This window comes from Streptomyces sp. NPDC003691 (assembly GCF_053981115.1).
The window spans coordinates 195,637-220,635 of sequence record NZ_JBSFNQ010000003.1 but is presented as its reverse complement, the minus strand read 5'-3'; the positions used below and the strand labels follow the sequence as shown (position 1 = coordinate 220,635).

The 24,999-nt window shown below is 72.5% G+C and carries 19 protein-coding genes and 2 pseudogenes; 9 read left to right on the top strand and 12 right to left on the bottom strand.

Features of this window, described 5'->3' with window-relative positions; all coding sequences use genetic code 11:
* A pseudogene (locus ACWDR0_RS03070) lies at positions 1–90 on the bottom strand (electron transfer flavoprotein subunit beta); the annotation flags it as partial.
* A 116-nt stretch (positions 91–206) separates the two neighbouring features.
* Between ACWDR0_RS03070 and ACWDR0_RS03065 the strand changes: the two are divergent.
* Positions 207–965 (top strand): TetR family transcriptional regulator, encoded by a 759-nt coding sequence (locus tag ACWDR0_RS03065; RefSeq protein WP_456349850.1) that lies wholly within the window; start codon positions 207–209, stop codon positions 963–965.
* Positions 966–1,167: 202 nt separating this feature from the next.
* Positions 1,168–1,578: a Zn-ribbon domain-containing OB-fold protein gene (locus tag ACWDR0_RS03060; protein ID WP_456349849.1), complete on the top strand. Its 411-nt coding sequence runs from the start codon at positions 1,168–1,170 to the stop codon at positions 1,576–1,578.
* Between the two features lie 61 nt (positions 1,579–1,639).
* Here the strand turns inward: ACWDR0_RS03060 and ACWDR0_RS03055 are convergent, their stop codons facing one another.
* The 3 genes from ACWDR0_RS03055 to ACWDR0_RS03045 all read right to left on the bottom strand — a co-directional run bounded on the left by ACWDR0_RS03055 (position 1,640) and on the right by ACWDR0_RS03045 (position 4,926).
* A complete protein-coding gene (locus ACWDR0_RS03055; protein WP_456349848.1) occupies positions 1,640–2,044 on the bottom strand; it encodes an SHOCT domain-containing protein in 405 nt (134 codons plus the stop codon).
* A gap of 40 nt (positions 2,045–2,084) precedes the next feature.
* Entirely contained in the window at positions 2,085–2,618 is a 534-nt protein-coding gene (locus ACWDR0_RS03050) for an FxLYD domain-containing protein (RefSeq protein ID WP_456349847.1), read from the bottom strand.
* Between the two features lie 136 nt (positions 2,619–2,754).
* Positions 2,755–4,926 (bottom strand): MMPL family transporter, encoded by a 2,172-nt coding sequence (locus ACWDR0_RS03045; RefSeq protein WP_456349846.1) that lies wholly within the window; start codon positions 4,924–4,926, stop codon positions 2,755–2,757.
* Between the two features lie 404 nt (positions 4,927–5,330).
* Between ACWDR0_RS03045 and istB the strand changes: the two genes are divergently transcribed.
* Positions 5,331–6,635, top strand: a complete 1,305-nt coding sequence (gene istB, locus ACWDR0_RS03040; RefSeq protein ID WP_456349857.1) for an IS21-like element helper ATPase IstB — start codon at positions 5,331–5,333, stop codon at positions 6,633–6,635.
* A gap of 223 nt (positions 6,636–6,858) precedes the next feature.
* Here the strand turns inward: istB and ACWDR0_RS03035 are convergent, their stop codons facing one another.
* Both ACWDR0_RS03035 and ACWDR0_RS03030 read right to left on the bottom strand, forming a co-directional pair.
* Positions 6,859–8,400, bottom strand: coding sequence for an alpha/beta fold hydrolase (locus tag ACWDR0_RS03035; protein WP_456349845.1), 1,542 nt, complete (start codon positions 8,398–8,400; stop codon positions 6,859–6,861).
* Positions 8,401–8,533: 133 nt separating this feature from the next.
* Positions 8,534–9,451, bottom strand: a complete 918-nt coding sequence (locus tag ACWDR0_RS03030) for an FG-GAP repeat domain-containing protein (protein WP_456349844.1) — start codon at positions 9,449–9,451, stop codon at positions 8,534–8,536.
* A 409-nt stretch (positions 9,452–9,860) separates the two neighbouring features.
* On the opposite strand from ACWDR0_RS03030, the gene ACWDR0_RS03025 reads away from it, so the two are divergent.
* On the top strand, positions 9,861–10,544 hold the full coding sequence (locus tag ACWDR0_RS03025; RefSeq protein ID WP_456349843.1) for a pyridoxamine 5'-phosphate oxidase family protein: 684 nt from the start codon (positions 9,861–9,863) through the stop codon (positions 10,542–10,544).
* 125 nt (positions 10,545–10,669) lie between these two features.
* Here ACWDR0_RS03025 and ACWDR0_RS03020 read toward each other — a convergent pair whose 3' ends face one another.
* From ACWDR0_RS03020 to ACWDR0_RS03005, 4 genes are all read right to left on the bottom strand, one after another.
* Positions 10,670–11,461 (bottom strand): SAM-dependent methyltransferase, encoded by a 792-nt coding sequence (locus ACWDR0_RS03020; RefSeq protein WP_456349842.1) that lies wholly within the window; start codon positions 11,459–11,461, stop codon positions 10,670–10,672.
* Between the two features lie 107 nt (positions 11,462–11,568).
* On the bottom strand, positions 11,569–13,269 hold the full coding sequence (locus tag ACWDR0_RS03015; RefSeq protein ID WP_456349841.1) for an FAD-binding oxidoreductase: 1,701 nt from the start codon (positions 13,267–13,269) through the stop codon (positions 11,569–11,571).
* A gap of 1,105 nt (positions 13,270–14,374) precedes the next feature.
* The gene (locus ACWDR0_RS03010; protein WP_456349840.1) at positions 14,375–15,613 is read right to left on the bottom strand and encodes a DUF418 domain-containing protein; all 1,239 of its coding nucleotides are present in this window, start codon (positions 15,611–15,613) and stop codon (positions 14,375–14,377) included.
* Positions 15,610–16,212: a TetR/AcrR family transcriptional regulator gene (locus ACWDR0_RS03005; RefSeq protein WP_456349839.1), complete on the bottom strand. Its 603-nt coding sequence runs from the start codon at positions 16,210–16,212 to the stop codon at positions 15,610–15,612. The genes ACWDR0_RS03010 and ACWDR0_RS03005 overlap by 4 nt, the downstream gene beginning before the upstream one ends.
* A gap of 283 nt (positions 16,213–16,495) precedes the next feature.
* On the opposite strand from ACWDR0_RS03005, the pseudogene ACWDR0_RS03000 reads away from it, so the two are divergent.
* The 3 genes and pseudogenes from ACWDR0_RS03000 to ACWDR0_RS02990 all read left to right on the top strand — a co-directional run.
* A pseudogene (locus ACWDR0_RS03000) lies at positions 16,496–17,023 on the top strand (ABC transporter ATP-binding protein); the annotation flags it as partial.
* A 652-nt stretch (positions 17,024–17,675) separates the two neighbouring features.
* On the top strand, positions 17,676–18,680 hold the full coding sequence (locus ACWDR0_RS02995; protein WP_456349838.1) for an ABC transporter substrate-binding protein: 1,005 nt from the start codon (positions 17,676–17,678) through the stop codon (positions 18,678–18,680).
* On the top strand, positions 18,680–20,773 hold the full coding sequence (locus tag ACWDR0_RS02990) for an iron ABC transporter permease (protein ID WP_456349837.1): 2,094 nt from the start codon (positions 18,680–18,682) through the stop codon (positions 20,771–20,773). The genes ACWDR0_RS02995 and ACWDR0_RS02990 overlap by 1 nt, the downstream gene beginning before the upstream one ends.
* A gap of 153 nt (positions 20,774–20,926) precedes the next feature.
* On the opposite strand, the gene ACWDR0_RS02985 is transcribed toward ACWDR0_RS02990, so the two are convergent.
* A complete protein-coding gene (locus ACWDR0_RS02985; RefSeq protein WP_456349836.1) occupies positions 20,927–21,493 on the bottom strand; it encodes an AMIN-like domain-containing (lipo)protein in 567 nt (188 codons plus the stop codon).
* A gap of 197 nt (positions 21,494–21,690) precedes the next feature.
* On the opposite strand from ACWDR0_RS02985, the gene ACWDR0_RS02980 reads away from it, so the two are divergent.
* Positions 21,691–22,134, top strand: a complete 444-nt coding sequence (locus tag ACWDR0_RS02980; RefSeq protein ID WP_456349835.1) for a hypothetical protein — start codon at positions 21,691–21,693, stop codon at positions 22,132–22,134.
* 257 nt (positions 22,135–22,391) lie between these two features.
* Positions 22,392–22,991, top strand: coding sequence for a DUF4291 domain-containing protein (locus ACWDR0_RS02975; protein WP_456349834.1), 600 nt, complete (start codon positions 22,392–22,394; stop codon positions 22,989–22,991).
* Positions 22,992–23,138: 147 nt separating this feature from the next.
* On the opposite strand, the gene ACWDR0_RS02970 is transcribed toward ACWDR0_RS02975, so the two are convergent.
* Positions 23,139–24,734 carry an MFS transporter gene (locus tag ACWDR0_RS02970; RefSeq protein WP_456349833.1) on the bottom strand — a complete coding sequence of 532 codons (1,596 nt, stop codon included), beginning with the start codon at positions 24,732–24,734 and terminating at the stop codon, positions 23,139–23,141.
* Positions 24,735–24,999 lie beyond the last annotated feature (265 nt).

Below are 24,999 nucleotides of genomic sequence, written 5' to 3'. Positions count from 1 at the left end.
CTCACGATCCACCGTCAGATCATCCGCGAACCCACGATCGCCACTGGCATCGGGCACGTACTTCACACAGACAACGATCCTCAAGCTCACGCCGGGCTCCTGACTCCTGCCGATGGAGGGTTTGTCCCATTGAGGCTATGGCACCAAGTACCCTCTGTAAAGGTACCCAGTGCCAAAACTGCCCCTCCGGTGTTACGTTGCCCGCCATGACAGAGGTGCGCAAGCGACGCAATGCGGAAGTGCCCATGCGCGAGGCGCTCGCGGAGGCCGCGTTCGAGCTGTTCCTTGAGCGGGGGTTCGAGCGGACCACGGTGGACGACATCGTCGCGCGCGCGGGCGTCGGGCGCCGGTCGTTCTTCCGCTACTTCCCCTCCAAGGAGGACGCGGTCTTCCCGGACCACGAGGGGTGCCTGGTCGAGATGACCGCCTATCTGGAGGCCAACGCCGGGTCCCCGGACCCCGTCGGCACGGTCTGCGACGCCGCCCGGATCGTCATGCGGATGTACGCCGCCAAGCCGGACTTCTCCGTCCAGCGCTACCGCCTCACCCGCGAGGTCCCGGGCCTGCGGACCTACGAACTCTCCGTGGTTCGGCGGTACGAGCGCACCCTCGCCAACCATCTGCGGACCCACGGTCCCCGTAGCGCCGACGGGTCGCTCCGCGCCGAGGTGATCGCGTCCGCCGTGGTCGCCGCGCACAACAACGCCCTGCGCTCCTGGCTCCGGGCCGGCGGCGAGGGGGACGCCGAGGCCGCCGCGGACCATGCCCTCTCCCTCGTACGGGATGTGTGGGGAACCGCCTCCTGCGGGACGAGGAGCGGCGAGGCCGTCGCGGTGGCGGGCGGGCTGCCCGAGGGCGACGGCGAGGTCGTCATCATGGTCGCCCGCAAGGGGACCCCCGTCTGGCGCGTCGTCCAGGGCATCGAATCCGCGCTCGGCGCCTCGCCGGTACCGGGCACTTCCTGACGCCGGGCGCCGCCCCTTACCCGGCGGCCCGCGCGCCCCGGCCCCTGACCCGGGCAGGCGCCCCCTGGCGCGTACCCCCGGTGCCCGAACCGCCGCACTCCGTACCGGAATCTGGCACCCAGTACCTATACATCTAGGCACTCAGTGCCATATGGTGCTGGGGCGCGCGCAGCCCGAGCCGACGAGTGCAGGGGGTCATCGCATGTCCCAGCCCGGAACCGACCGTCTCGCCCCGCCCCAGACGGCGACGGGGACCGCGGTGGCGGACGACGACAACGGTCTCGTCTACCAGCGCTGCCGCTGGTGCGGCAGTGTCGCCTTCCGCAAGCTGCTCTGTCCCATCTGCTCCTCCAGCGAACTGGAGGACGAGCGCAGCACCGGCGAGGGAGTCGTCATCCGCTCCGCCGTCGTCCACCGCTACACCCGTATCGCCCGCAACGAGTCCCTCGTCCGCTTCCCCGAGGGCTTCATGTACCGCTGCCGGGTCGTCGGCGCCGCTCCCCATCTCATCTGGGTGGGCGCCCGGGTCAGGCCCGTCGCGGGCACCGGCCTGGACGCGGGCGAACTTGTCGTCGAACTCTGCGATTCGGTCCGTACCGCCGACTGGCACTGAGTTCCCGCCCCCGGACGGATCCGGGGACGGGAACTCCGTTCGCCCGCGAGGGCTTCCGCGCTCAGGCCAGGATCTTCGCCTTGGCCTGCTGGAACTCCTCGTCCGTGATCGCGCCCTTCTCCTTCAGATCGTGCAGCCGGGCCAGCTGGTCCACATCCGCCCCGGGCTCCCCGCCGCCGCCCTCGCTCGCGGTCTTGCGGATGTACGACTTGAACGCGGCCTCCCGTTCCTGCGCCGCCGAGACCTCGCGTTCGCCCATCGAGCGGCCCCGGAAGATCACGTACAGCAGTACGCCGAGGAAGGGCAGCAGGATCACCAGGACCATCCAGCCCGCCTTGGCCCAGCCGTTGAGCGTGTGGTCGCGGAACAGGTCGGTGATCACCTTGAACAGCAGGAACAGCCACATGATCCACAGGAAGAACCAGAGCATGGTCCAGAACAGGTTGAGGAGCGGGTAGTCCTCCATGACGGGCTCCGATCGTGAGCGACGGTCGTGAACGTGCGGGTCAGTAGCGCAGGGCCTGTGAGACGTCCGTCTTCACTTCGCCCGTGAGATCCCGGTTGCTCTCGGCGGTGGTGGACTTCGACTGTCCCGCCGGGACGTCCGAGACCGTCACCACGACGGTGTCGAGAAGATTGCCGCTGGTGTCCTTGTAGTCGACCTTGACCGCGAAGGACTTCGCCGAGTCGGCGGTGTTCCGCACCGTGACGTCGACCGTGCTGCGGCCGCCCTTGATGGCCGGGGCCGCGAGGGTGACATCGCCCTTCACATCGGTGCCGCCCTTGATGTCGTCGATCTTCTTCTGTGCCGACGCGGAGGCCGAGGCGGCCGCGTCGGTGGCCTTTGCACCGATGGACGCCGCCGCGGATGCCGCGCCCGACGCCACGGACGCCGCGCCGGACGCCACGGATGCGACGCTCGACGCCACGGACGACGGACTGTTGTCGTTGCCGCATGCCGCGACGCCCGCCGCCAGGGCGGTCGCCGTGAGGGCCGCGACGGCCGCGCTGACGACCGGGCGCCTCCAGGGACGGTTCATGTCGTACGCCTCCTTCACGCGCTGGGCGCGTACAGGCCCAGTGAAGGAGGTGCCGGGGCGCCTCGCATGCGGATGTGCGCCGTACGGGTGAACGGGCGAAGTGCGGCGGGCACCGTACGGCAGCCCGTACGGAGGGCTACTCCGTCCCCTCCGGATGGAGCCTCGGCATCACCCGGTCCAGCCACCGCGGCGTCCACCACGCCTTCTCGCCCAGCAGCGTCATCACCGCCGGGACCAGCAGCAGCCGGACCACGGTCGCGTCGATCAGGACGCTCGCCGCCAGGCCCAGGCCCAGCATCTTCACCACGATGTTGTCGCTGATGATGAACGCCGCGAAGACGCTCACCATGATCAGCGCGGCACAGGTGATGACCCGGGCGGTGATCTCCAGGGCATGGGCCACGCTGGCCCGGGCGTCGCCCGTGCGCAGCCAGGCCTCGTGGACCCGGGAGAGCAGGAAGATCTCGTAGTCCATGCTCAGCCCGAAGACGATGGCGAACATCATCATCGGGACATAGCTCTCGATGGGCACCTTGCCGGAGACCCCGAGCGCCGGGCCGCCCCAGCCCCACTGGAAGACGGCGACCACGACCCCGTACGACGCCGCGATCGACAGCACATTGAGCACCGCCGCCTTCACCGCGACCAGCAGACCCCGGAAGACCACCAGGATCACGATGAACGCCAGCCCCACCACGGCCGCGATGATCAGGGGGAGCCGGGCGGAGACGATGTCCAGGAAGTCGACCTGGGCGGCGGTGGTGCCGGTGACGTACGTATGGGCCGCGGTGCCCGCGACCGCGTCCGGCAGGACCTGGTCGGTGAGCCGGTTGACGAGTTCGGTGGTCCGCTCGTCCTGCGGGGAGGCGACCGAGTACGCCGTCCCGACCAGCACCTCGCCGTCGGCGGTCGGCTGGAGCGGGGTGACGGCCGCGGCGTCCGGTACGGCGGAGAGCGCGTGCTGCACGGAGGACGCCAGCGCGGCCCGGTCCGCCGCCGGGACCGCGCTCTGGTCGACGACCAGGGTCAGCGGCCCGTTGGAGCCCGGCCCGAAGGCCGCCGACATCAGATCGAAGGCCCGGCGGTCGGTGAAGGAGGTGGGGTCGGCGCCGTCGCCGATATGGCCGAGCTGCATGAAGAACACCGGATACGCCAGCACCGCGAGGATCAGCACTCCGCCCGCCAGATACCACCAGGGCCGCCGCTCCACGCGGAGCGCGTACCGGTGCCAGGTGCCGTGGACCTCCTCGCCGGGCGCCGCCTCGGTCTCCGCGATGGGGGTGCGGACCCGCAGCTTGTCGATATGCCGGCCGATCAGACCGAGTACGGCGGGGACCAGGGTGAGCGCGCCCAGCACCGCGGTCACCACGGTCACCGCGGCCGCCAGCCCCAGCTTGCCGATGAACGCGATACCGGAGACCCAGAGGCCCGACAGGGCGATGATGACCGTGCAGCCGGAGAGCAGTACGGCGTGGCCGCTGGTCGCGGTCGCCTTGCCGGCCGCGTTCACCGGGTCGTCGCCGTTCATCAGGTTCTGCCGGTGGCGGGTGACCAGGAAGAGCGCGTAGTCGATACCGACACCGAGGCCGATCATCGTCGCCAGGGTCGGTGAGACGGTCGCGAAGGTGGAGGCGGCGGCCAGCAGGGCGAGCAGCGCCAGTCCGCAGATCACGCAGATCAGCGCGGTCACCAGCGGCAGCACGGCCGCGACCACACTGCCGAAGCCGATCAGCAGCACCACGATCGCCACCGCGAAGCCGATGGCCTCGCTGGCATGGTCGTTGGGCTCCGGGCGGGCCAGCTCGCCGAGCGGACCGCCGTACTCCACCTGGACACCCGCGGCCCGCAGCGGTTCGACGGCGGTGTCGACGCCGTCCAGATAGTCCGGGCCGAGCGTGGACGGCGGTACGGCGAACCGGACGGTGATGTACGCGGTCCGGCCGTCGGGCGCCAGCGGCCCCTCGTTCGACGAGGGCACGGCCAGCGGGTTCTGGGCGGTCAGCACGTCGGGCAGGGCCTTGAGGCCCGTCACCGTCTGCGACACCTGCCCGGAGACCTGGGTCAGCGGCCGGTCCGCGTCGTGCAGCACGATCTGGCTGCTGTAGCCGCCGGCCGCCGGGTCGTGCTCCTTGAGCACCTCGACACCGTGCTGGGACTGGGTGTCCGACAGGGTGAAGTCGTCGGAGTACTCGCCGCCGTAGAGATGGTGCAGCACCTGGAGCACTGCCAGCACCACCAGCCACGCCACGACGACGTACACCGCCCGCCGGGCACACCACTCACCGATCCTTCGCAGCACACTCCGCATTCAAGGCGGCCGCGGCGGCCCCGGCACCCGGTGCGCGGGGAACGGGTGACGGGCGGCGGCCGGCGGAGCCCGCCGGGGCCCTCCCCAAGCCGGGCCCGGGGAGGCCCGCCCGGGCCCGCCGGAACGTCCCTGCTCCGCACCCCCGCCGTACGCGCCCCCCGCACGCCCCCGCTCCCACCGGCCGAAAGCAGTGCCCCGTACGGCACTCCACCCGCCGGGTCCGTGACGACTCCCGGGATCGGCCGTTGACAGCGTGACCGCGGCCCGCGCCGACCGCGCCCGACCGCCGCCCCGAACCCCGTTGGGAGACGCCCTTGCACGGTCATGCCACGTCCGCGTCCCATGCCCCCCATGCACCGCACGCCAAACACCAGCCGCAGGCTCCCCGGCCACCGAAACCCGATCTGAGGAGCTACGCCGCCTCCTCCCTCGGCTACGCCCTCTTCGCCACCCGCTGGCTCCAGGCACCGCTCTATTTCGGCCTCGTCGCAGCGCAGGGCGTCTACGTCTACAAGTTCTTCAACGAGCTGTGGCATCTCATCCAGCACATCGTCAGCGGCCAGGCCGACGAGACGATGGTCATGCTGGCGGTGCTCAAGCTGGTCGATGTCGTCATGATCGCCAACCTGCTGATCATGGTGATCGTCGGCGGGTACGAGACCTTCGTCTCCCGGATCGGCCTCCAGGGCCACCGGGACCAGCCCGAGTGGCTCTCGCACGTCAACTCCAATGTGCTGAAGGTGAAGCTGGCGACGGCCATCGTCGGCATCTCGTCCGTCCATCTGCTCCAGATGTTCGTGGACGTCGCCCACACCTCCCAGCACGCGCTGCTGTGGGGGACCGTCATCCATATGGCCTTCATCCTGTCGGCCGCGATCCTGGCGTATATGTCGGGGCCGATGGAGAGCGGCGGCGGCGGACACCTCGCGGCGGGCACCCCCCGCGCGCCCGCCGAGCCCACGGCGGCCGAACCGGCCGGCGCGGCCCTCCCCGAGCCCGCGCCGTCCGCTCTGCCGTCCGTCCTGCCGGCCGCCGCGCCGGTCGCCGCGGGCCCGGACCCGCTCGCCAAGCCGGAGACCGTGCCCGCCCAGGCCACCGGCGGTACGGCGGTACGCGACGGCTCCTCCGCCGAGTCCCGGATCCGGGCCGCCGGATTCCCCGCCCGGAAGACGCTGGAGGACTTCGACGACGACCACCAGAGGGCCTTCGACTGGGAGACCGTCACCCGGCTCGGCACCCTCGACTTCGTCGACGCCCGCCGGAACGCGGTCTTCCTGGGCCCGCCCGGCACCGGCAAGACCCATCTCGCCGTCGCCCTCGGCATCCGCGCCTGCCAGGCCGGGCACGACACCGTCTTCGCCACCGCCACCGAGTGGGTGGACCGGCTGGCCGCGGCCCAGGCCGCCGGGCGGCTCGGCGAGGAGCTGGCCCGGCTCGACCGCCATGCCGTGCTGGTGATCGACGAGATCGGTTATGTGCCCTTCGGACCGGAGGAGACCCGGCTGCTGTTCCGGCTGGTCTCGCACCGCTACGAGCGTGCCTCCACCATCGTCACCAGCGACAAGCCGCTGGCGCAGTGGTCCGAGATCTTCGGCGACGGCCCGGTCACCTACGCCCTGCTGGACCGGCTGGTCCACCACGCGGACGTGATCAGCCTGAAGGGCGAGAGCTTCCGGCTCCGGGAGCACGGTCTGGCCGGACGGCGCTGAGCCCGCCTAAGGGGGACGGGCCGCGGGGGACGGCCTACGGATGACGGGCCGCGGGGGACGGCCTACGGATGACGGGCCGTGCAGGGAAGGCAGCCGCGAGGGACAGGCCGCGCGGGGAAAGCCGCGGAGGACCGGCCGCGGTACGAAGCGGGGCCCGGGGCGCGCGACCGTCGCGCCCCGGGCCCCGCGGCCTCAGTACACCTGCCGGACCCGGCTCAGCGGGTCAGCGGGTGCGGTTGATCAGGTGGTTGTCGATGATCTGCCGTACGCCGTCCTCCAGGTACAGCACATGGCCGACGGTCTTCACCTCGTGCAGCGTCGCCGTCGGGATCTCGCGCACCATCCGCTTCGCCCCGGCCAGCGGGGTCGCCAGGTCGTAGGTGGCGTTCACGACGAGCACCGGCGGCAGTCCGCCCGCCGCCTGCGCGGGCCGCGGCTCCACCGGCAGGGGCGAGCCCTGGCAGTTCAGGGTGAAGGCGAGGGCCTGGTCGTTGTAGCGGACGTACGGAGCGGCCTTGGCGACCCGCTCCCGGATCGCCCGGTACTCGGCGTAGTCCTTGATCCGGAAGTCGTGGTCCCGGCAGAGCACCAGCGGGATCGCCGGGTTGACGGGTCCGCCGCCGAAGAAGCGGACCTCGCCCTTACCGCTGTAGAGGGCGGCTAGCTCGTCGGTCACGATGTCCAGGCGTTCGGGCCCTCCACCGGCGAAACCGTTCAGCACCTCGGTCAGCTGGTCGGGGGTGACCTTGGCCCGGGTGGGGCCGTTGGGGCCGGGTTTGCGGAGGGTACCGGCGTCGGCGCGGGCGAACAGCTCGTCGACGACCGTCGTCAGCTTCTTGCCCTTCGGCAGTCCCGGCTTCGCACAGACGGGATCGGCCGGGCAGAGCGCCAGCATCTTCTTCAGGGACTCGTTGGCGGTGACGGCGCTGTCCGTCATATACCGTTCGGCGCTCGACCGGTTCGGGTCCACGGCGCTGTCGAGGACCATGGTGCGGAGGTTGCCCGGGAAGAGCTTGGAGTAGCGCTCGCCGAGCGAGGTGCCGTAGGAGTGGCCCAGATAGCTGATCCGCCGCTCGCCGAGAGCGGCCCGGATCGCGTCCATGTCGCGGACGACGCTGGTGCTGTCCATATGGGCGGCGAGCGGGCCCGTCCGCTGGAGACAGCTCCGGATCCCTTCGGCGTTGAGGGTGCGGACCTTCTCGAACTCGGCCGCGTTCCGGGGGTGGGTGGGGACCTTCTCCAGGACGGCTTCGTCGCAGACGGCCTGGGAGCTGCGGCCGACGCCGCGCGGGTCGAAGCCCACGATGTCGAAGCGCTGGCGCAGCTCGGCGGAGTAGCCGTCGATGGGGTTGTCGGCGTACAGGGCCGAGTCGACGCCCGAGTTGCCGGGTCCGCCCGGATTGACCATCAGGACGCCGATCCGCTTCGCCGGGCCGGTGGCCTTCTGGCGGGCGACGGCGATACCGGTCTTCGGGCCGTTCGGCTTCGACCAGTCCACCGGTACTTCGACCGTGCCGCACTCGACGTGCGGCCCGGGGTCCGGCATCGGCGGATCGCCCTTGCAGGGCCCCCAGACGACGGGCCCGGGCGCGGGCCCGGTGGCGGCGCGGGCGGGGGCGGCCGTCGCGACCGGGGCGGCCAGCGCGGTGGAGGCGGCCACGGCGAGCAGGACGGCGAGCGCCCGCCGTCCGGCGGCCGGACGCGGGGCGGGGCTCGGGGCGGGGCTCGGAACGGGGCTCGGTTTCACACGTGTGGTCGTGGTCATGCGCGCCACTGTCGCGGCCCGAGGTGATGAGGGCTGCATGGGCGGATGATGGGTGTGTAACGCGGTGCCGGGCGCCCCGGCCCCGCACCGCGCAGGGCGTGCCGCGGTGCGGGTCGGAGGCGTACGGCAGAGGTCAGGACAGGTCGTGGTACGCCTGGAAGCCGGTCCCGATCTTCGCGGATGCCTTGAACGGCGCGGCCGTCTTCCCGGTGCCCCGGTATATCCAGAGCGTGCCCTTGGCGTCCCGGGCGAGCAGATCGCTGCGGCGGTCGCCGTCGACATCACCCGTGGACACCAGCTTGTTGAAGGTGTTCCAGCCGGAGCCGATCCGGGCCCGCGGGGCGAACGGCTTGGCGCTCTTGCCGGTGCCGCGGAACATCCAGAGCACGCCCTTGGCATCGCGGGCGAGCAGGTCCGGCACGGAGTCGCCGGAGAAGTCGCCGATGCCGGTGATCTGGGTGTAGGCGTTCCAGCCGGTGCCGGCCTGGACGCGCGGCGCGAGGGTGCCGTCCGCCCTGGTCTGGAAGCGCCACAGGACGCCCTTGGCGTCCCGGGCCAGCAGATCGGGGTGGGCGGCGCGGGTCAGGGTGCCGGGCGACAGCACCCGGTTGTACTGGCCCCAGCCGGTGGCGATCTTCTTGAGCTTCCCGTCGTGCCAGCGGTTGAGCACCCCGTTGGTCATGACGTGGTACGCGCCGTGCTGCGACCCCTCCAGATAGGGGTCGACGGAGACGTTGTACTTGAGTCCCTTCCAGAGGTACGGGCCGGAGCGAGGCCCGAGGCCGCCCTTTCCGTCGGGCAGCCACTGGTACTTCTTGCCGTTGGTGAAGGTCCCGGTGAGGAAGAAGAACGGTGCGAGCGGCGTCGGCTTCGAGGCCGCCGCCTTCATGGTGAGCGCGGTGGTGGTGCGCGCGGCGGTGCTCTGCGACGGGTCGGACGCCGGGGCGGTGGCCGCGACCGCGGTACCCGTGAGCGCGGCCGTCAGGGCGACGGCGGTGGCCACGGTGGCCAGGCGCGGGATTCCGCGCCGGAGCAGGGTGGTTCGTTGCACAGGGAACTCCGGATGATCAGGGGAGGAACCGGTCACCGGCGCGTTCCGTCGGCGGGTGGCCGGGCGGGGCGGGTGTCCTGACACGGGTCATGCGGCTCCCCCGCGGTTCTGCATCCCAAGATTATTAGCAGGACGGCCGCCGGGGCCCCGGATTATCACCGGGCGGGCGCCCCGCTACCGGACCGCCGGCGGCCCGGGTTGCCCGGCGCGGAGCATGAGGAGGCCCTGGGCGGGAAGGTGAGGCTGGTGCGGACGGGACGACGGATTCCGCTCTGGCCGACGGGCCGGAGTATCTGTAGCGTGCAATGAGTTCTGCCGCCGAATCTCCACCGCAAGCGCCCGGTTCACGAAGCCGCCGAGGCACCCCAGTTCACCCAGTTCACCGAGGAACCGAGTAGGGACGGACGACGTGAGACGGACACCGCTGCCGCCCGAACTGCCCGCCACCGACCGCACCCGTCACCGCAGGCTGCGCGAGCAGGGCAGCCGGGAGCGCGCCGCGCTCGACGCGATCCTCGCGGCCGGGTTCGTCTGCCATCTGGGGGTGGTCGTCGACGGGGTCCCGATGGCCGTTCCGACGGTCTACGGCAGCGACGGCACCGAACTGTACGTCCACGGCTCGGTGGCGAGCCGCAGCCTGGCCGCCGATCCCGGGGCCGTGGTGTGCGCGACCGTGACCCATGTGGACGCGCTGGTGCTGGCGCGCTCCGTCTTCGAGCACGGCGTCAACTATCGCAGCGCGATGGTCTACGGAGTGCCGCGTCTGGTCACCGACCCGGAGGAGAAGCTCGCCGGGCTGCGCTGTCTGACCGCGCAGTCCGCGCCCGGGCAGTGGGGGTACGCCCGGGTGCCCAGCCGCAAGGAACTGGCCGCCACCGCGCTGCTGGCGCTCTCGCTGGAGGAGGCGTCCGTCAAGATCCGTACCGGCCCGCCGGACGACGGCACCTCCGGCCCCGACGCCGAACGCCCGGTCTGGGCCGGGATCCTGCCGCTGACGACGGCCTTCGGCACCCTGGTCCCGGATCCGGCCCTGTCCGACGGCATCGTCCCGCCGCCGCATCTGCTCGCCCGGGAGGGCGGCCGGGTGGGCTGACGGCCCGGGCGCCGGGCCATCTGCTCGCCCGGGAGGGCGGTCGGGTGGGCTGACGGCCCGGGCGCCGGGCCACGGGCGCCGGGCCCATGGCGGGTGCCGCCCGGCCTACAGCTTCCGGCGGCGGCCTACGGCTTGCGGGCCACCGCGCCGTACATCGCCACCTGCTCCGGCGCCACGCCCTCCTGGGCCGCCTCCGGGCGCCAGCGGTGGACCTGGACGAGTCCCGGTTCCAGCAGCTCCAGACCGTCGAAGAAGGCCGCCACCTCGGCAGCGGTCCTGGGCACCATCGGGATGCCCCGGCTCTCGTACTCCCGGGTCACCCGGGTGATCTCGTCCGGCGCGAAGTCCGCCGTGGCCGTGGAGATCGCGAGGAAGCTGCCCGGCGGCAGCGGGTCCAGCAACTGCCGTACCAGGGCGCGGTCGTCGGGCGGCCGGATGAAGTGGAGCATGGCGACCACGGTCAGCGCGACCGGCCGCCCCGGCTCGAACAGCTCCCGGAACGCGGCCGAGCCGAGGATGGTCCCGGGCTCGCGCATATCCGCGTCGAGGTACGCGGTGCGGCCCTCCGGGGAGCTGGTCAGCAGCGCCTCCGCGTGCGCCAGCACGATCGGGTCGTTGTCGACGTACACGACCGAAGCGTCCGGCCGCTCCCGCTGGACGACCTCGTGGAGATTGGGCGAGGTCGGCAGCCCGGTACCGATGTCCAGGAAGTGCCGGACGCCCTCCTCGCGCGCCAGATACCGGGCCACGCGCTCCATGAAGAGCCGGTTCTGCCGCATGCTGACCGGCAGCGAGGGCCAGCCCGCGACCATGGCGTCGCCCGCCTCGACATCCACGGTGTAGTGGTCCTTGCCCCCGAGGATGTAGTCGTAGACCCGCGCCGGATGGGCGCGCCCCGTGTCGATCCGGTCGGTCATGACGCAGTCAACTCCCCTGATATCGGCGGTGGTTGGGAGTTTAGGGGCGCGCCGGGCGGGTGGGGGCTATCCCCGCGTCCTGACACGCGGGAACAGCCCCCGGTCACTCACTGCAGGGGGATGGACTGTGCGTGGCGGAAGAAGTTCGTCGGGTCCCAGGCCCGCTTGGCCCGCTTCAGCCGGTCGAAGCCGCCCTTGTAGTACAGGCTGCCCCAGGTCTCCTGGGAGGTGTTGAAGGCGGGGTCGCCGAGGTCCGTGTCGGGGTAGTTGACGTAGCAGCCGTCATTGGTGAAGTTCGGGACCGGGACGAAGCCGGTCTCCGCGTACACGTCCTTGTAGAAGTTCCGTATCCAGGCGAGGTGCTTGGCCTCCTGGGCCGGGTCGGTCCAGTAGGTCTGGTACTGGAGCTTGAGGACCGAGTCGCGCTGCGGCACCGCGGTGGCGTCGGACGCCACCTCGTTGATCTTGCAGCCGTACGAGTCGATCTGGACCAGGGCGTCGGGGTTGTCGTACTTGAGGGGGTCGCTCAGGTTCTTCCAGAGCGCGGCGACCTGGAAGCTGGAGAGGCCCCTGCGGGCGTAGGCCGACTTGTACTTGCCGCGGAGGGTGGGGTTGCCGCCGCTGAGGTAGTCGGTCGCGATGTACCACGGCATCCTGCGCGGCTCGTCGAACTGGGCCAGTGCCGCGTGCTCGCCCATCGGCACCGTCATGGCCTGCGGGGTGACCCCGACGCCCGCGGTGACCGCGGCCACATAGTCGTCCAGCAGCCGCCGGGCGTTCGGGACGGTGGCATCCATCTGGGTCAGCAGACCGATGGCGCTTCTGTCGTTGCCGTAGTTGTTCAGCTTGAGCAGACCGAAGAGAGCGGCGTACGGCGAAGTCGGGGCGCTGTTGGCCTCGTGCCACCGGCCCCAGTTCTGGACCAGGGTCTGGAAGGAACGCTGGTTCATCTGCGGCCAGGGGAGGCTGATGGCGTGGACGAACACCTCCGACGGCGGCTTGGGCAGCAGCTTCGTCGGGTCGTTGCCGGTGACGCCCGGCGTCCGCATCCAGTAGCGGGTGATCAGCCCGAAGTTGCCGCCGCCGCCACCGGTATGGGCCCACCACAGGTCGCCCAGGTCGCCGGTGTCGCCCCGCTTCGCGATGACGGTCTCCACGGTGCCGTTGGAACGCACCACGACGACCTCGACGGCGTGCAGGTAGTCCACGGTGAGCCCGAGCTGCCGGGAGAGCAGGCCGAAGCCGCCGCCGGAGATATGGCCGCCCGCCCCCACGGAGTGGCAGGAGCCCGCGGGGATGGTGACGCCGTACAGCTTGTAGAGGGTCTCGTAGACCTGGAGATTGGAGGCGCCGGCCTCGATGGCGAAGGCCCCCATGGACGGGTCGAAGTAGACCTGGTTCATGGCGGACAGGTCGACGACGACCTGGACCTGGCTGTTGAAGACGAAGTCCTCGTAACAGTGGCCGCCGCTGCGGACGGTGAGCCGCTTCCCGGCGGTCACCGCCTCCCGTACGGCGGTCTCCGCCTGGGCGGCGGTGGTGACCATCCGGACCTTCTCGGGGGTCGCCACCCAGCGCTGGTTGATACCGCGCACCAGGTCGGGGAAGCGGGGGTCGCCGGGGGCGACGTCGATAACGGCGGGGGTCGCGGCCACATGGGCCGCGGCGGCGCCCGGCGGGGGCTTGGGGGCGGCGTGGGCGGAGCCCGCGGGGAGGGCGCCGGCCAGGGCCGCGCCGCCCGCCGCGGCGGCGGCGCCGGAGAGCAGGGAACGGCGCCCGATGCGCTTGTCGGGCTGCTTGTTGTTCACGATCGGTCCTCCGGAGAGTCGGTGTGGTGGTGCGGACGGCGGGAGGGGCGGTACGGCCCGCGGCCACCGGTGCCGTGGGCAGCTGCCGGGCCCGTGAGCGCGTTCCGGACACCGGGCACGAACAGGGGCGTGCCCGGTCGGGGGTGTGGTGTGTCCGGAAACGGAGGCGGAAACGGCCATGAGGTGCCGTCGCTCCGTGCTCACCCGCCGGTCCGTCCGAGGGTGTTGCCCGCCGTCGGCGGCGGAAGGGCTCCGGTGTCCCTTTCCGGCGCCACGGCGGGAGGAGTTTCCCGGCGTGGGGAAATCCCGGGCCGGGGTGTTGGAATTGCGGCTCGTTATGTCGGGTTATTCGCGCTGTGCAACGGGGGCCAGGGGCCCGGGGCGGGTATTTCCCGGTTCCGAAGAGGGGAATTGCGTCCTGTGCAACCGGCCGGGCCTTCGATCGGAAAGGCCCGGTACCGGTTTCCCCGCCGCGCACCAGGGGAGTGCGCGGTGGTGGTGGTCCCGGGCGGTGCTCACTGCTCGCCGGTGCGGCGGTGAAGGCGTCACTCCTTCTGCCGCACCGTTCTCGGTGACGTCGAGACGGCGGATCCGGTCGTCCCGCACAGGGGCACGAGGGTTCGCCTCGCCTGCGGGGAAGCCGTATCCGCCGGAACAGTTTCCAGGTGAAACCGACATCTGGATAGAGGGGGGAGATGTCGTCGGCGGTTGCCCGGGCAGGCGAATGCAAGGCGAATGAGTCCGAAAGTAAGCCCGGTTGGATTCATGTTCCGGGGTATTCGCGGTGCACCGGCCCTGGAATTCCCGGGTCCGGATGCGTTGCGCCGAACGCAATCCGCGTGCATGGCGCACTCGTCGACGGGTGGGGCGGCCGGGGCCGGTGGGGCGGCGGAGGCCGGGCCGGGGCCGTTCCGCGGCCCATCGGCCAGAGGGCGGTATCCGGCCATACGGCGGCGCCCGGCTCCCGGCCGAATCAGGCCGGGAGACGAGCGCCGGGGGAGCGTGCTGTAAGGCGGGTGTCAGGGGCGGACGCCGGGGGCAGACGCCGGGGGACGCGTGCGGGCGCCGGGAGACGGGCGCCGGGCGCGCCGGGGGAGAGTGCGGGCTACCCGGCCCGGTGCTTCCGCTCCCGCCACTTCGGGCGGCCCGCGATCGTGACCGCCCGCAGCAGCCACTCGCCCGGACCGTAGCGATGGGTCCGCAACCACCATTTCGCCAGCAGCAGTTGGGCGAGGAAGACCACCGTGACGACCGCGACGACCGCGAGCGGGGCGAGCCGGTCGATCAGACCGAAGCCGTAGCCGGTGAAGAGGACGCCCAGGACGAGCGACTGGAGGAGATACGCGCTGAGCGCCACCTTCCCGAGCGGGGCCAGGGCCCGTTCGGCGGCCGCGCCCGGTGCCGTACGGAACAGGGCCAGGCCCAGCACCACGTACGAGGCCGTCAGCAGGGGCGCCGTCAACTGGCTGACGCCGAAGCCGAGGGTCTCCAGCGCGGTGCCCTGCCGGTAGGCCGCGGACCAGGCGTAGAACGCGGCGCCCGCGAGGCCGAGGGGCAGTCCGGTGCGGAGGATCCGGCGGAACAGGGCGCGATGGGCGGCCGGGTCGGCGAAGAGCCGTACCCGGCCCGCGGCCAGGCCCAGCAGGAACATCGCCAGCGAGTTGGCGCCCTGGAGCAGGACGAGCAGGCCGGCCGTCTCGGGGAAGTGCCCCGCGTGGTAGCCCAGCGTCGCCGCCGCGTCCCCGGTGAAGGCGGCGAACTTGTCGGCGGGGCCGCTCCCGGTGCCGGGTGCCGCGGTGCCGTCGGCCAGATCGGCCAGGCCGAGCAGCAGCCAGAGTCCGCCCGCGGTACCGAGCAGGGCCAGCGCCGTACGGGCCGCACGGCGCGGTGCGAGGCCGCGGCAGGCCAGCAGGACCAGCCCGAGGACCGCGTAGAGCGTGAGGATCTCACCGTGGAACAGCAGGGTGCCGTGCAGCAGACCGAGGGCCAGCAAACCGGCCTGGCGGCGCAGCATCCGCGGCCTGAAGGCGGCCCCGGCCCGTTCGGCGGCGTCCATCTGGAGGGTGAAGCTGTAGCCGAAGAGGAAGGAGAAGAGGAGATAGAACTTGGCCTCGAAGAAGAGGGAGACCAGGAAGCGGACGGCGTGGTCGAGGGGCGAACCGTGGGCCGGGTTGCCCTCGGTGGTGGCGTAGTACGGGTCGGCGAAGGCCCAGATGTTGACGGCGAGGATGCCGAGGAGCGCGAAGCCGCGCAGGGCGTCCACGTTCAGCAGCCGCGGGGCCGCCGGTCCGGTCGAGCCCGCCGCGGTCGGCGCGGTGGGCGCCGGGCCCGGTATTCGGGTCATGTCCCGCCCTCCTGGAGCAGATGGACGACGAGGCGCCGCAGGACCGGCTTCTGCTCCTCGGGCCGGAACTCCGGGTCGGCCTCGACCCGGGCGAAGACTCCGTCGACGAGGGCGGCGAGCCAGGTGGCGGCGGCCTCGGGGGTCAGATCGGTACGGAGTTCGCCCGCGGCGTCCGCGGCCCGTACCAGCGCGGCGAGTCCGTCCCGGAAGGAGCGGTCGTTCGCCTTGTAGCGCAGCGCGACGTCCTCGTCGCGGTGGGCCTGGGCGGAGAGCTCCAGGGCGAGCCCCCCGGTGACCGGATCGGCCGCCATCTCGCAGACGGCCTCCAGCAGGGTGAGAAGCGCGTCGAAGGGGCTGCCGTCCGCGCCGAGTTCGGCGAGGAAGGCGCCGGTCTGGGCGCCCTCCCGCTCCACCAGGGCGAGGAGCACGTCGTGCTTGGTGCGGAAGTAGTGGAAGAGATTGCCGGAGCTCATTCCGGCGAGGGCGCAGATATCGGCGGTGCGGGTGGCCTCGTAGCCCCGCTCGGCGAAGCACTGCGCGGCTGCGTCCAGCAGTGCTTCGCGCCTGGCGGCGCGCTGGGCGGCGTTCACGGTCCTCATGGCCCTGAATAATAAAGTGAGCAGTCAGTTAAAGAAAGACCTCCGGTGTGTCGGGGTGTTGGCGTGTCGGCCTGTTGGCGTGTTGGTGCGCCGGTACGTTGGCGCGCCGGGCGAGTCGAACTACCGTTCAGGGAAAGTTCGTTCAGGAGTTCGCTCTTCGTCGCTCCGGGTATCGACATGGCCACAACTCCCCCCGAACCAGGTCAAGGCCATTAGGTGTGCCTTGCCTAAGTTGTAGGGTGTCGGGGTCAGTCCGTCCGGAGGGGGAAGGAACGTGGTGTCCATGGGGGGCGGAGCCCGTCTGGTGGCCGAGGACCTCGATGTCGGGCACGCGGGACGCGCGGTGCTCCGGCAGGTCGGCCTGGAGCTGCGGCCCGGCGCGGTCACCGTGCTCGTCGGCCCCAACGGCTGCGGGAAGTCGACCTTATTGCGGACGGTCGCCGGACTGCTGCCGCCGCTCGCGGGCAAGATCAGCATCGACGGCGCCCCGCTCGGCTCCTTCAACCGCCGGGCGCTCTCGCAGCGCCTCGCCTTTCTCCCCCAGTCATCCCAGGCGCCGGCCGGTGTCTCCGTACGCGAACTCGTCCGCCACGGCCGCTACGCCCACCGCGGCGCCCTCGCCCGGCACACCGCCGAGGACGCCGAGGCCGTCGAATGGGCGCTCGCCGTCACCGACGCCGCCCCCCTCGTCGACCGCCGCCTGGACGAACTCTCCGGCGGTGAACGCCAGCGCGCCTGGCTGGCGATGGTCCTCGCCCAGCGCGCGGGCGTCCTCCTTCTCGACGAGCCCACCACCTACCTCGACCTGCGGCACCAGTTCGAGGTCCTCGACGTCGTCCGCCGGCTGGCCCGTGAGCACGGGATCGCGTGCGGGGTCGTCATCCACGATCTGATGCAGGCCGCCGCGTACGCCGACGACGTCGTGGTTGTCGCGGACGGCGGGGTCATCGCGGCGGGCGCCGCGGAAGAAGTCCTGACGCCCGAGGTCATCGAGCAGGCATTCGGCCTCCGGGTGAACGTCGTCCGGGACACCGCCACGGGCCATCTCGCCTGCTTCCCGGTCCGCCCGGCCCCCGGCCCCGCCGAAGCCGCGCCCGCCGAAGCCGCGTCCCCCAAAGCCGCCCCCGCCGAAGCCGCTTCCCTCAAAGCCGCGCCCGCACCCGGCGGGCCGTCCGCCCCCTGACCCGTGCCCGCGCCGCGGCGGACCGCCGTGCCCGGGCCCCGGCCCGCCGCCGCGCGTTCCGTCGGCGCGCCCCGGACCCGCCTCCCGCCCGAATTCCGTCCGCCCTCCTCCCGCCTCCCACCGGCAACGACCCCACCACGCAACAAGTGATCACCCAGGCAACAACAGCAGCAACAGCAGCAACACCGGCAACAACAACAGCAGCAATAACAGCAACACCGGCAGCACACGCAGCACGCGCAGAACACGCGGCACATCCAGCACACAAGGAGTTACCCCCATGCGGAATTTGGTGCGCACCCTCGCGACCGGCAGTGCCGTCCTGGCGCTCTCCCTGGTCGTCGCCGGGTGCGGCGGCGACGACACGGTCGGCGACGCCGCGGGAGACAAGGGCAGCAAGGGCGGCGACAAGACGAGCAGCGGCGCGATAACCGTCGACACCGCCCAGGGCAAGGTCAGCCTGAAGAAGGCCGCCACCAAGGTGGTCACCCTGGAGTGGACGTACACCGAGGAGCTGGTCGCCCTCGGCGTCACCCCCGCCGGGAACGCCGACAACAAGGGCTACGGCACCTGGGTCACCGCCAAGGGCGCCGAACTGCCCGCCAATGTCACCGACGTCGGCAACCGCAACGAGCCCAGCCTGGAGAAGATCCGCGCCCTCCAGCCCGATCTGATCGTCGTCGACAACGAGCGCTCCTCGGCGAATCTGAAGCAGCTCCAGGACATCGCCCCGGTGCTGGCCTTCACCTACACCACCAAGCCGCAGCTCGACACCATGAAGAAGAACTTCGGCGAGCTGGCGAAGGCCGTCGGCAAGACCAACGAGGCGACCGCCGTCACCGGCCGGATCGACGCCGCGGCCGCGGATCTGAAGGCCCGGCTGGCGAAGAGCAACAAGGCCGGACTGACGTACGCCGTCGGCCAGGGCTTCACCGCCAACGGCACCGCCTCCGTCCGGATGCTCACCGACGACGCCATCGCCCCCCAGGTGCTCAACCTGGCCGGGCTGAAGAACGGCTGGACCGGCAAGGGCGACCCGTGGGGCATGACGACGGTCGGCGTCGAGGGCCTTACCGCGACCGCGAAGGACGCCACCTTCCTCTATGTCGCCGCCGCCAACGACAACCCGTTCACCGGCGCCTTCGCCAAGAACCCGGTCTGGAAGGGCCTGGAGTTCGTCAAGGGCCAGAAGGTGCAGGCCCTGGACCCCGGCACCTGGCTGTTCGGCGGCCCGCTGTCGGCGCTCCAGATCCTCGACGAGACCGGTAAGGCACTGAAGGTCTGATGGCCGTCCCCGTCCGGCTCCCGGCCAGCGCCGCCGGGGAGCGCCACCAGGGGACCGGCTTGCGCCGCTCACGGGCCCTGCTCGTGGGCGGCGCCCTCGGCCTGGTGCTGTTCGCCGTCGCCGTCGTCCACCTCGGTATGGGCTCCTCCGGGGTCGGCGTCGCCGATGTCCTCGCCGTCCTCGCGGGCGGCGGCGAAGCCCATGCCCGGGACGTCCTGGTCGGCAGCCGGCTGCCGCGGACGGTGACCGGCCTGGTCGTCGGCATCGCCGTCGGCGTCTCCGGCGTCCTCGTCCAGGGCGCCACCCGCAATCCGCTCGCCGCCCCCGACACCCTCGGCGTCAACGCGGGCGCCTACTTCGCCGTCGTCCTGGTCGCCTACGCGGGCCTCGACCTCGGCCCGCTGCCGTCCGGCGCGGCCGCGTTCATCGGCGGACTGGTCGCCATCGGCATCGTCTACCTCCTCAGCAGCGGCGGGGTCCTCACTCCCGGCCGGGTGCTGCTCGCCGGGGCCACGGTCGCCCTGGCCGGGACCGCCGCCGCCGAGTTCCTCCAGATGCTGGATGTGGAGGCCACCCGCGGACTCTTCTTCTGGGGCAACGGCACCCTCATGCAGTCCGATCTCCAGCGGCCGCTGATCACCGGCGCGGTGGTGCTGGCCGTCGCCTGCGCCGCGCCCCTGCTGGCCCGCCCGCTGGACCTGCTGGCCCTCGGTGACGAGACCGCGTCTGCGATGGGCGTCCGGGTCGAACGGATCCGGCCCGCCGCGTTCCTGATCGCGGTGATGCTGTCGGCGACCGCGGTCTCCCTCGCGGGCCCCATCGGTTTCATCGGCCTGATCGCGCCCGTCATCGTCCGCACCCTCGGAATCCGGGCCCATGCCCTGCTGATGCCCATGGCGGGCCTGCTCGCCTGTGCCGTACTGCTCGGCGCCGACGCGCTCTCCCAGGTCGTGGTGCCGCCGTCGGCGGTCTACACCTCGGAGATCCCGGTCGGGGTGGTCACCGCCCTCGTCGGCGGACCCGTCTTCATGCTGCTGGCCCGGCGGATCAGTACCGGCGACGCGGACACCGGCGCCGCGGTCGCGGTCTCCGGGCGGCGGCGCGCCCCCGCGTACACCGTGGTCCTGGGCGCCGGGGTGGCCGCGCTGGCCCTGGCGGTCGTGGTGTCCCTGCGGCTCGGTGACGTCGAGATCGGCTACGGGCAGATCGTCTCGGCCCTGACCGGGGTCACCGACCCGGTGACCGAGTCGATCGTCTCCTACCGGCTGCCGCGCATCATGGTCGCCGCGCTCGCCGGTGCCTGTCTGGCGGTCGCGGGCTCCGCGGTGCAGGCTGTCGTCCGCAATCCGCTGGCCGAGCCCGGGCTCCTCGGTGTCACCGCGGGCGCCTCGCTGGGCGCGGTCGCCGTCATCGTCGCCGTACCGTCGGCGCCCGCGGTCGCGCTGCCCGCGGCGGCCGGTATCGGCGGGGTGCTGATGCTGTTGGTGGTGGTGCTGATCGCCCGCGGCCCGCGGGGCGGCGGGACCCGGGCGGGTCTCGACCCGACCCGGGTGGTGCTCGTCGGCCTCGGCGCGGCGGCCACCGCGATGTCGCTGGTCAACATTCTGGTCGTCAGCTCGCAGATGAACATCTCGGCGGCGCTGAGCTGGCTGGCGGGCAGTACCTACGGCCGGGACTACGACGCCCTGGGCTGGCTGGTGGTGCCCGCGGTCGTCGCGGTGCTGCTCGTCCTCGCCGCCCGGCCGGTGAACCTGCTGGCCCTCGGCGACGAACTGCCCCGGGCCCTCGGCCTGGAGCTGGGCCGGGCCCGGCTGCTGGTCCTCGGCGCGGGCGCGGTCCTCGCCGCGGGCACCGCGGCGGCGGTCGGGGCCGTCGGCTTCGTCGGCCTGGTCGCCCCGCATCTGGCCCGCAGGCTGGTCGGCAACAACGGCGGCCGGATGATCCCCATGGCGGCGGTCCTGGGCGCGCTCCTGGTCGTCACCGCCGACGCCATCGGCCGCTGGCTGCTGGCCCCGACGGAGATCCCGGTCGGCATCGTCACCGCGCTGCTCGGGGCGCCGTATCTGGTGTGGCTGCTGCGGCGGACGAAGTAGTCCTTCGCGCCGCGGCGGTACGAGGCCGCCCGCTCCCGGAAAGGGAGCGGGCGGCCTCCGCTCGTACCGGCCTCCGCGTATCGGCGGCCCGGACGACCGCCGTGGGCGTTGTGTCCCCGCGCCCCGCGCCGCTGCCCCGGCGCGGAGTTACGGCTACCAGGTGTGCGCGACGTCCAGAATCACCCGGTTCCCGGTCCGGACGACCCGGAACGGCAGCCTGCCGCGGACTCCGAGGCCGACCTGTGTCTGCCCCTCCCAGCTGGTACCGAACCGGTGGTCCCGGAAGGTCCGGTACCCGGTGACGTCCACTCCCGGCAGCGGCCGCTTGCCCACCGCGGGGTAGGTGGGGTTCAGCCCGCCGTCGTAGCCGGGCGCCCGGACGGTGATTTCCAGGACCGCGCCGCCCGCGACCCGGACCGGGTCCCCGGTGAAGTCCTGCCGGAACTCGTCCACGTACGACACATGGAAGCCCGTGGCGCCCGTTCCGCCCGGGAGGTCGAAGACCATCCGGTCGTAACAGGCGTGGCGGCCGGTCCGGATGTTCCGCAGCGGCACCCGGGACTGCCCGGACGCCTTCTCGGCCGCGCTGCCCCACGGTGTGGAGCAGGCGGCCCCGGACGGCTCCGTACCGCTTATGGGCGCGGGCGCGGCACCCGCCGCTCCCGTCAGTCCGCCGCCCGCGATCGCCAGAGCCGCAGCGAGGGTGGTCAACCGTCGCATGAGTACCTCCGAAAGGTGTGAACTGCCCGGCTACGGCGGCCTTGTCGGCGCCCGGGGGATGCCTGTCCGTCCGCCCGGCGGGCGGCGCGGCGTCCCTGGCCGTATCCGGCACTGACGTATGTACCAGACCGCCGCCCGGCAGTCCGGCGGCTCCGCGCTCTGTCCCCCGTCCGGACGCGCGGCTTACCCTTCCGGCAATGGGATGGACAGTTGTCCTCGCGACGGTGATCGGCGCGGGCATCGGCGTCGGCAGCACCCTCGCCGCGGACCGGATCCGCTGGCGCCGGGAGACCGCCGAACGCGAACGCGACCAGCTCCGCACGGCCTGCGCCGACTATCTCGTCGCCCTCGCCGAGGCCCGCGACGGTATCTCCTGGGCGAGCCGGGATCCGGCGACCCCGCCCGACGGGCGGGCGGAGCAGGCCCGTACCGCCTTCGCCGGACAGGCGGTCTACGCCAAGCTGTACATCCTCCAGCTCATCGCCCCCGAGGCCCTGGTGGTCCTGGCCGGCCGGGCGTCCGAGCGGTTGACGCGCTACCGGGACGCGGTATCGGACGGTGCCTTACGGGACGACCCGGCGTGTACGGAGGCGCGCCGGGCGTTCCGGGAGGCGCGCCGGGCCCTGATGGCGGAGATGTAGCGCACGCTGCGGCCGCCGGGCTCCTGACCGCGCCCGCGGGCCGCGGGCACGGCACCGGGGGTCGCGGGGCCGCGCCGGGGCCGTACCGGGTCCGCCGGGCGGGGGTTCCGGGTCCGCCGGGCGGGAACCGGCATCCGCGCCGGGGTGCCGCCGGGCGGGAGTTCCGGGTCCGCCGGGCGTGAACCGGCATCCGCGCCGGAGTGCCGCCGGGCGTAAACCGGTGGCGGCACGGGCTGCCCGCGCACCACCCTGGGGGCATGGCAGAGCAGTACCCCCGGCACGGGATCCGTGCCCGGTTCACCGACGACACCGTCACCGTCTATCAGGCGTACGCCCCGCGGATCGGGCTTCCGGCCGCCCGCGACGGTCGGTTTCCCGCCGCGTGGAAGCGCGAGCGGATGACCTGGATCAAACCGTCGTTCCTGTGGATGATGTACCGCTGCGGCTGGGCCGCGAAGGAGGACCAGGAGACCGTCCTCGCCGTCGAGATCACCCGTGAGGGCTTCGAGTGGGCCCTTGAACACGCCTGCCTGAGCACCTATGTCCGGGACCTCCACCCCGACCATGCCGCCTGGCGGCAGCAGTTGAAGCGGTCCCCCGCCCGGGTGCAATGGGACCCCGAGCGCAGCATCCGGCTCGGCCCGCTGCCGCACCGGGCCCTCCAGCTCGGGCTCTCCGGCGAGGCCGTGCGGCGGTACGCGGACGAGTGGATCACCGGTATCGAGGATGTGACGCCCCTCGCGCACGAGATCCACGGGCTGGTGCGGTCCGGTGACCTCGACGCCGCCCGCGCGCTGCTCCCGCGCGAGGAGCCGTACCCGGAGCCGGAGGGGCTCCTCGCCCATCTGCGGCCCTGAGCGGCCCGACACACCCCCGCCCGCGCCCCAGTGGGCCCTGAGCAAACGGGCCCTGAGCAACCGGGCCCTGAGCAAACGGAATCCCCGCTCCCGAGGGTCCGGTTTGCAGGCCCCGGCCCCCGAGGCACCCCCGCCCGAGGCGCCCCGCTACGCGGGCTCCGCCTCCGCCTTCTCCCGTACCGGCTCCGCCGACTCCGACTCCGACTCCGACTCCGACTCCGACTCCGACTCCGGCACCGGGCCCGCCGCGGCCGGGCGCAGGGTGCCGGCCGCCACCGCCGCGCCCACCGCGCAGACCGCCGCCGCGACCAGGCAGACCACCGTGAACGCGGCACCGAACGCCGACTCGGCCAGGGCCCGCGAGGCCCCCGGCACCAGATCGAAGCGCGCCGTCTCGACCGCCTCGCGCAGCCCCTCCGAAGTACCGAGCCGCCCGGCCAGCACACTCGCGAGGACCGCGCCGAAGACCGCCGTACCCGCCGCGGTGCCCAGCGGATACGCCGCGTTGGTCAGGCCCGATGCCATACCCGCCCGGTCGGCGGGGACCGCGTCCACGGCGACGCACATCAGCGGCGGGAAGATCATTGCGCTTCCGGTGCCGATCAGCACCAGCCCGGTCACCGTCACGGGACCGGGCGCGCCCGCCGCCGCCCAGGCCAGCGACAGCAGTCCGAGGCCCTTCGCCCCGAAGCCCGCGGCGACCAGTGCGTACGCCGGGAAGGCGCGCTGGAGGCGGGCCATGAACAGGCCCGTGAGCAGCAGGCTGCCGGTCAGCGGCAGCAGGTGGAGACCGGTCTCCAGCGGTGAGTAGGAGCGGGTGCCCGCCAGCCAGAGCGTGGTCAGCGCCAGGGTGCCGAGTCCGGCGAGGCGGGCGAGGAAGCCGAGGACGGCGGCGCCCGCGAAGGCCGGGATCCGCAGCAGGGAGAGGTCGATCAGACCGTCGCCGCGCCGCTGGCTCCGGACCAGGGCCGCCGCGAGCAGCACTCCGAGTCCGGCGGAGCCGAGCACCTGCGGGGAGAGCCAGCCGTGTTCGGGCCCGGCGACCAGCGGATAGTGCAGGGTCAGCAGTGCGCCGACGGCCAGCAGCGCGCCCGGCGGGTCGATCCGGCGGCCGGTCCCGGCGGGCGCCGCGGACTCCGGCATCCGGGCCAGTGCCCCGGCCACCACCAGCACCCCGATCGGCACATTCACCAGAAAGATCCACCGCCAGCCCGCGGCCTCCGTGAACACCCCGCCGACGACCGGGCCCAGCGCCCCCGCACCCGAGGCGACGGCGGCGAACGCGGCGATCGCGGAGCGTCTGCGGCCCTCGTCCTCGTACGCCGCGGCCAGCAGCGCCAGCGCCGGGGCGAACATCAGCGCCCCGCCCACCCCCTGGACGGCCCGGGCCGCGATCAGGGTGCCCGCGCCGGGCGCGAGTCCGCAGGCGGCGGAGGCGATGGTGAAGAGCGCCGTCCCGGCGACGAAGACCGCGCGTCTGCCGAGCCGGTCGGAGAGGGCGCCCGCGGTCAGCAGCAGCGCGCCGAAGGCGAGGGAGTAGGCGGAGACGGTCCACTGCATCTGGCCGAGACCGGTGTTCAGATCCCGGGAGATGTCCGAAAGGGCGACATTGACGACGGTGACGTCGAGGGTCATGACCACCCCCGCGGCGCTGACGAGCGCAAACGTCCATCCGGGCCGCCGTACGGGCCCCCCGGGGTGGGCGGGCCCGTGCCGTCCGGCCGCCGTCGCCGCTGTGCTCACACGCTCTCCTCACGCCGGGGCGTCCGGGCCGCGGTAGCCGTCCCGGGGCCCGGACAGCGGCGGGGGAGCGCCGGTGTCCGGGCCCGGAGGGACCACCAGCAGAAGATCCCCCACAGTTCGGTAAGGCTAACCTAATTATCATCTGACATCACGTCAGATAAGCCCCGATGGCCGAAAGTTGCGCTTGCACATTAGGGAAGGCTTACCTAAGGCTTGACTCCGGCCGGTGCCAACAGCGCCGGTCAGCGCTTTGTCCGTGCCGTTT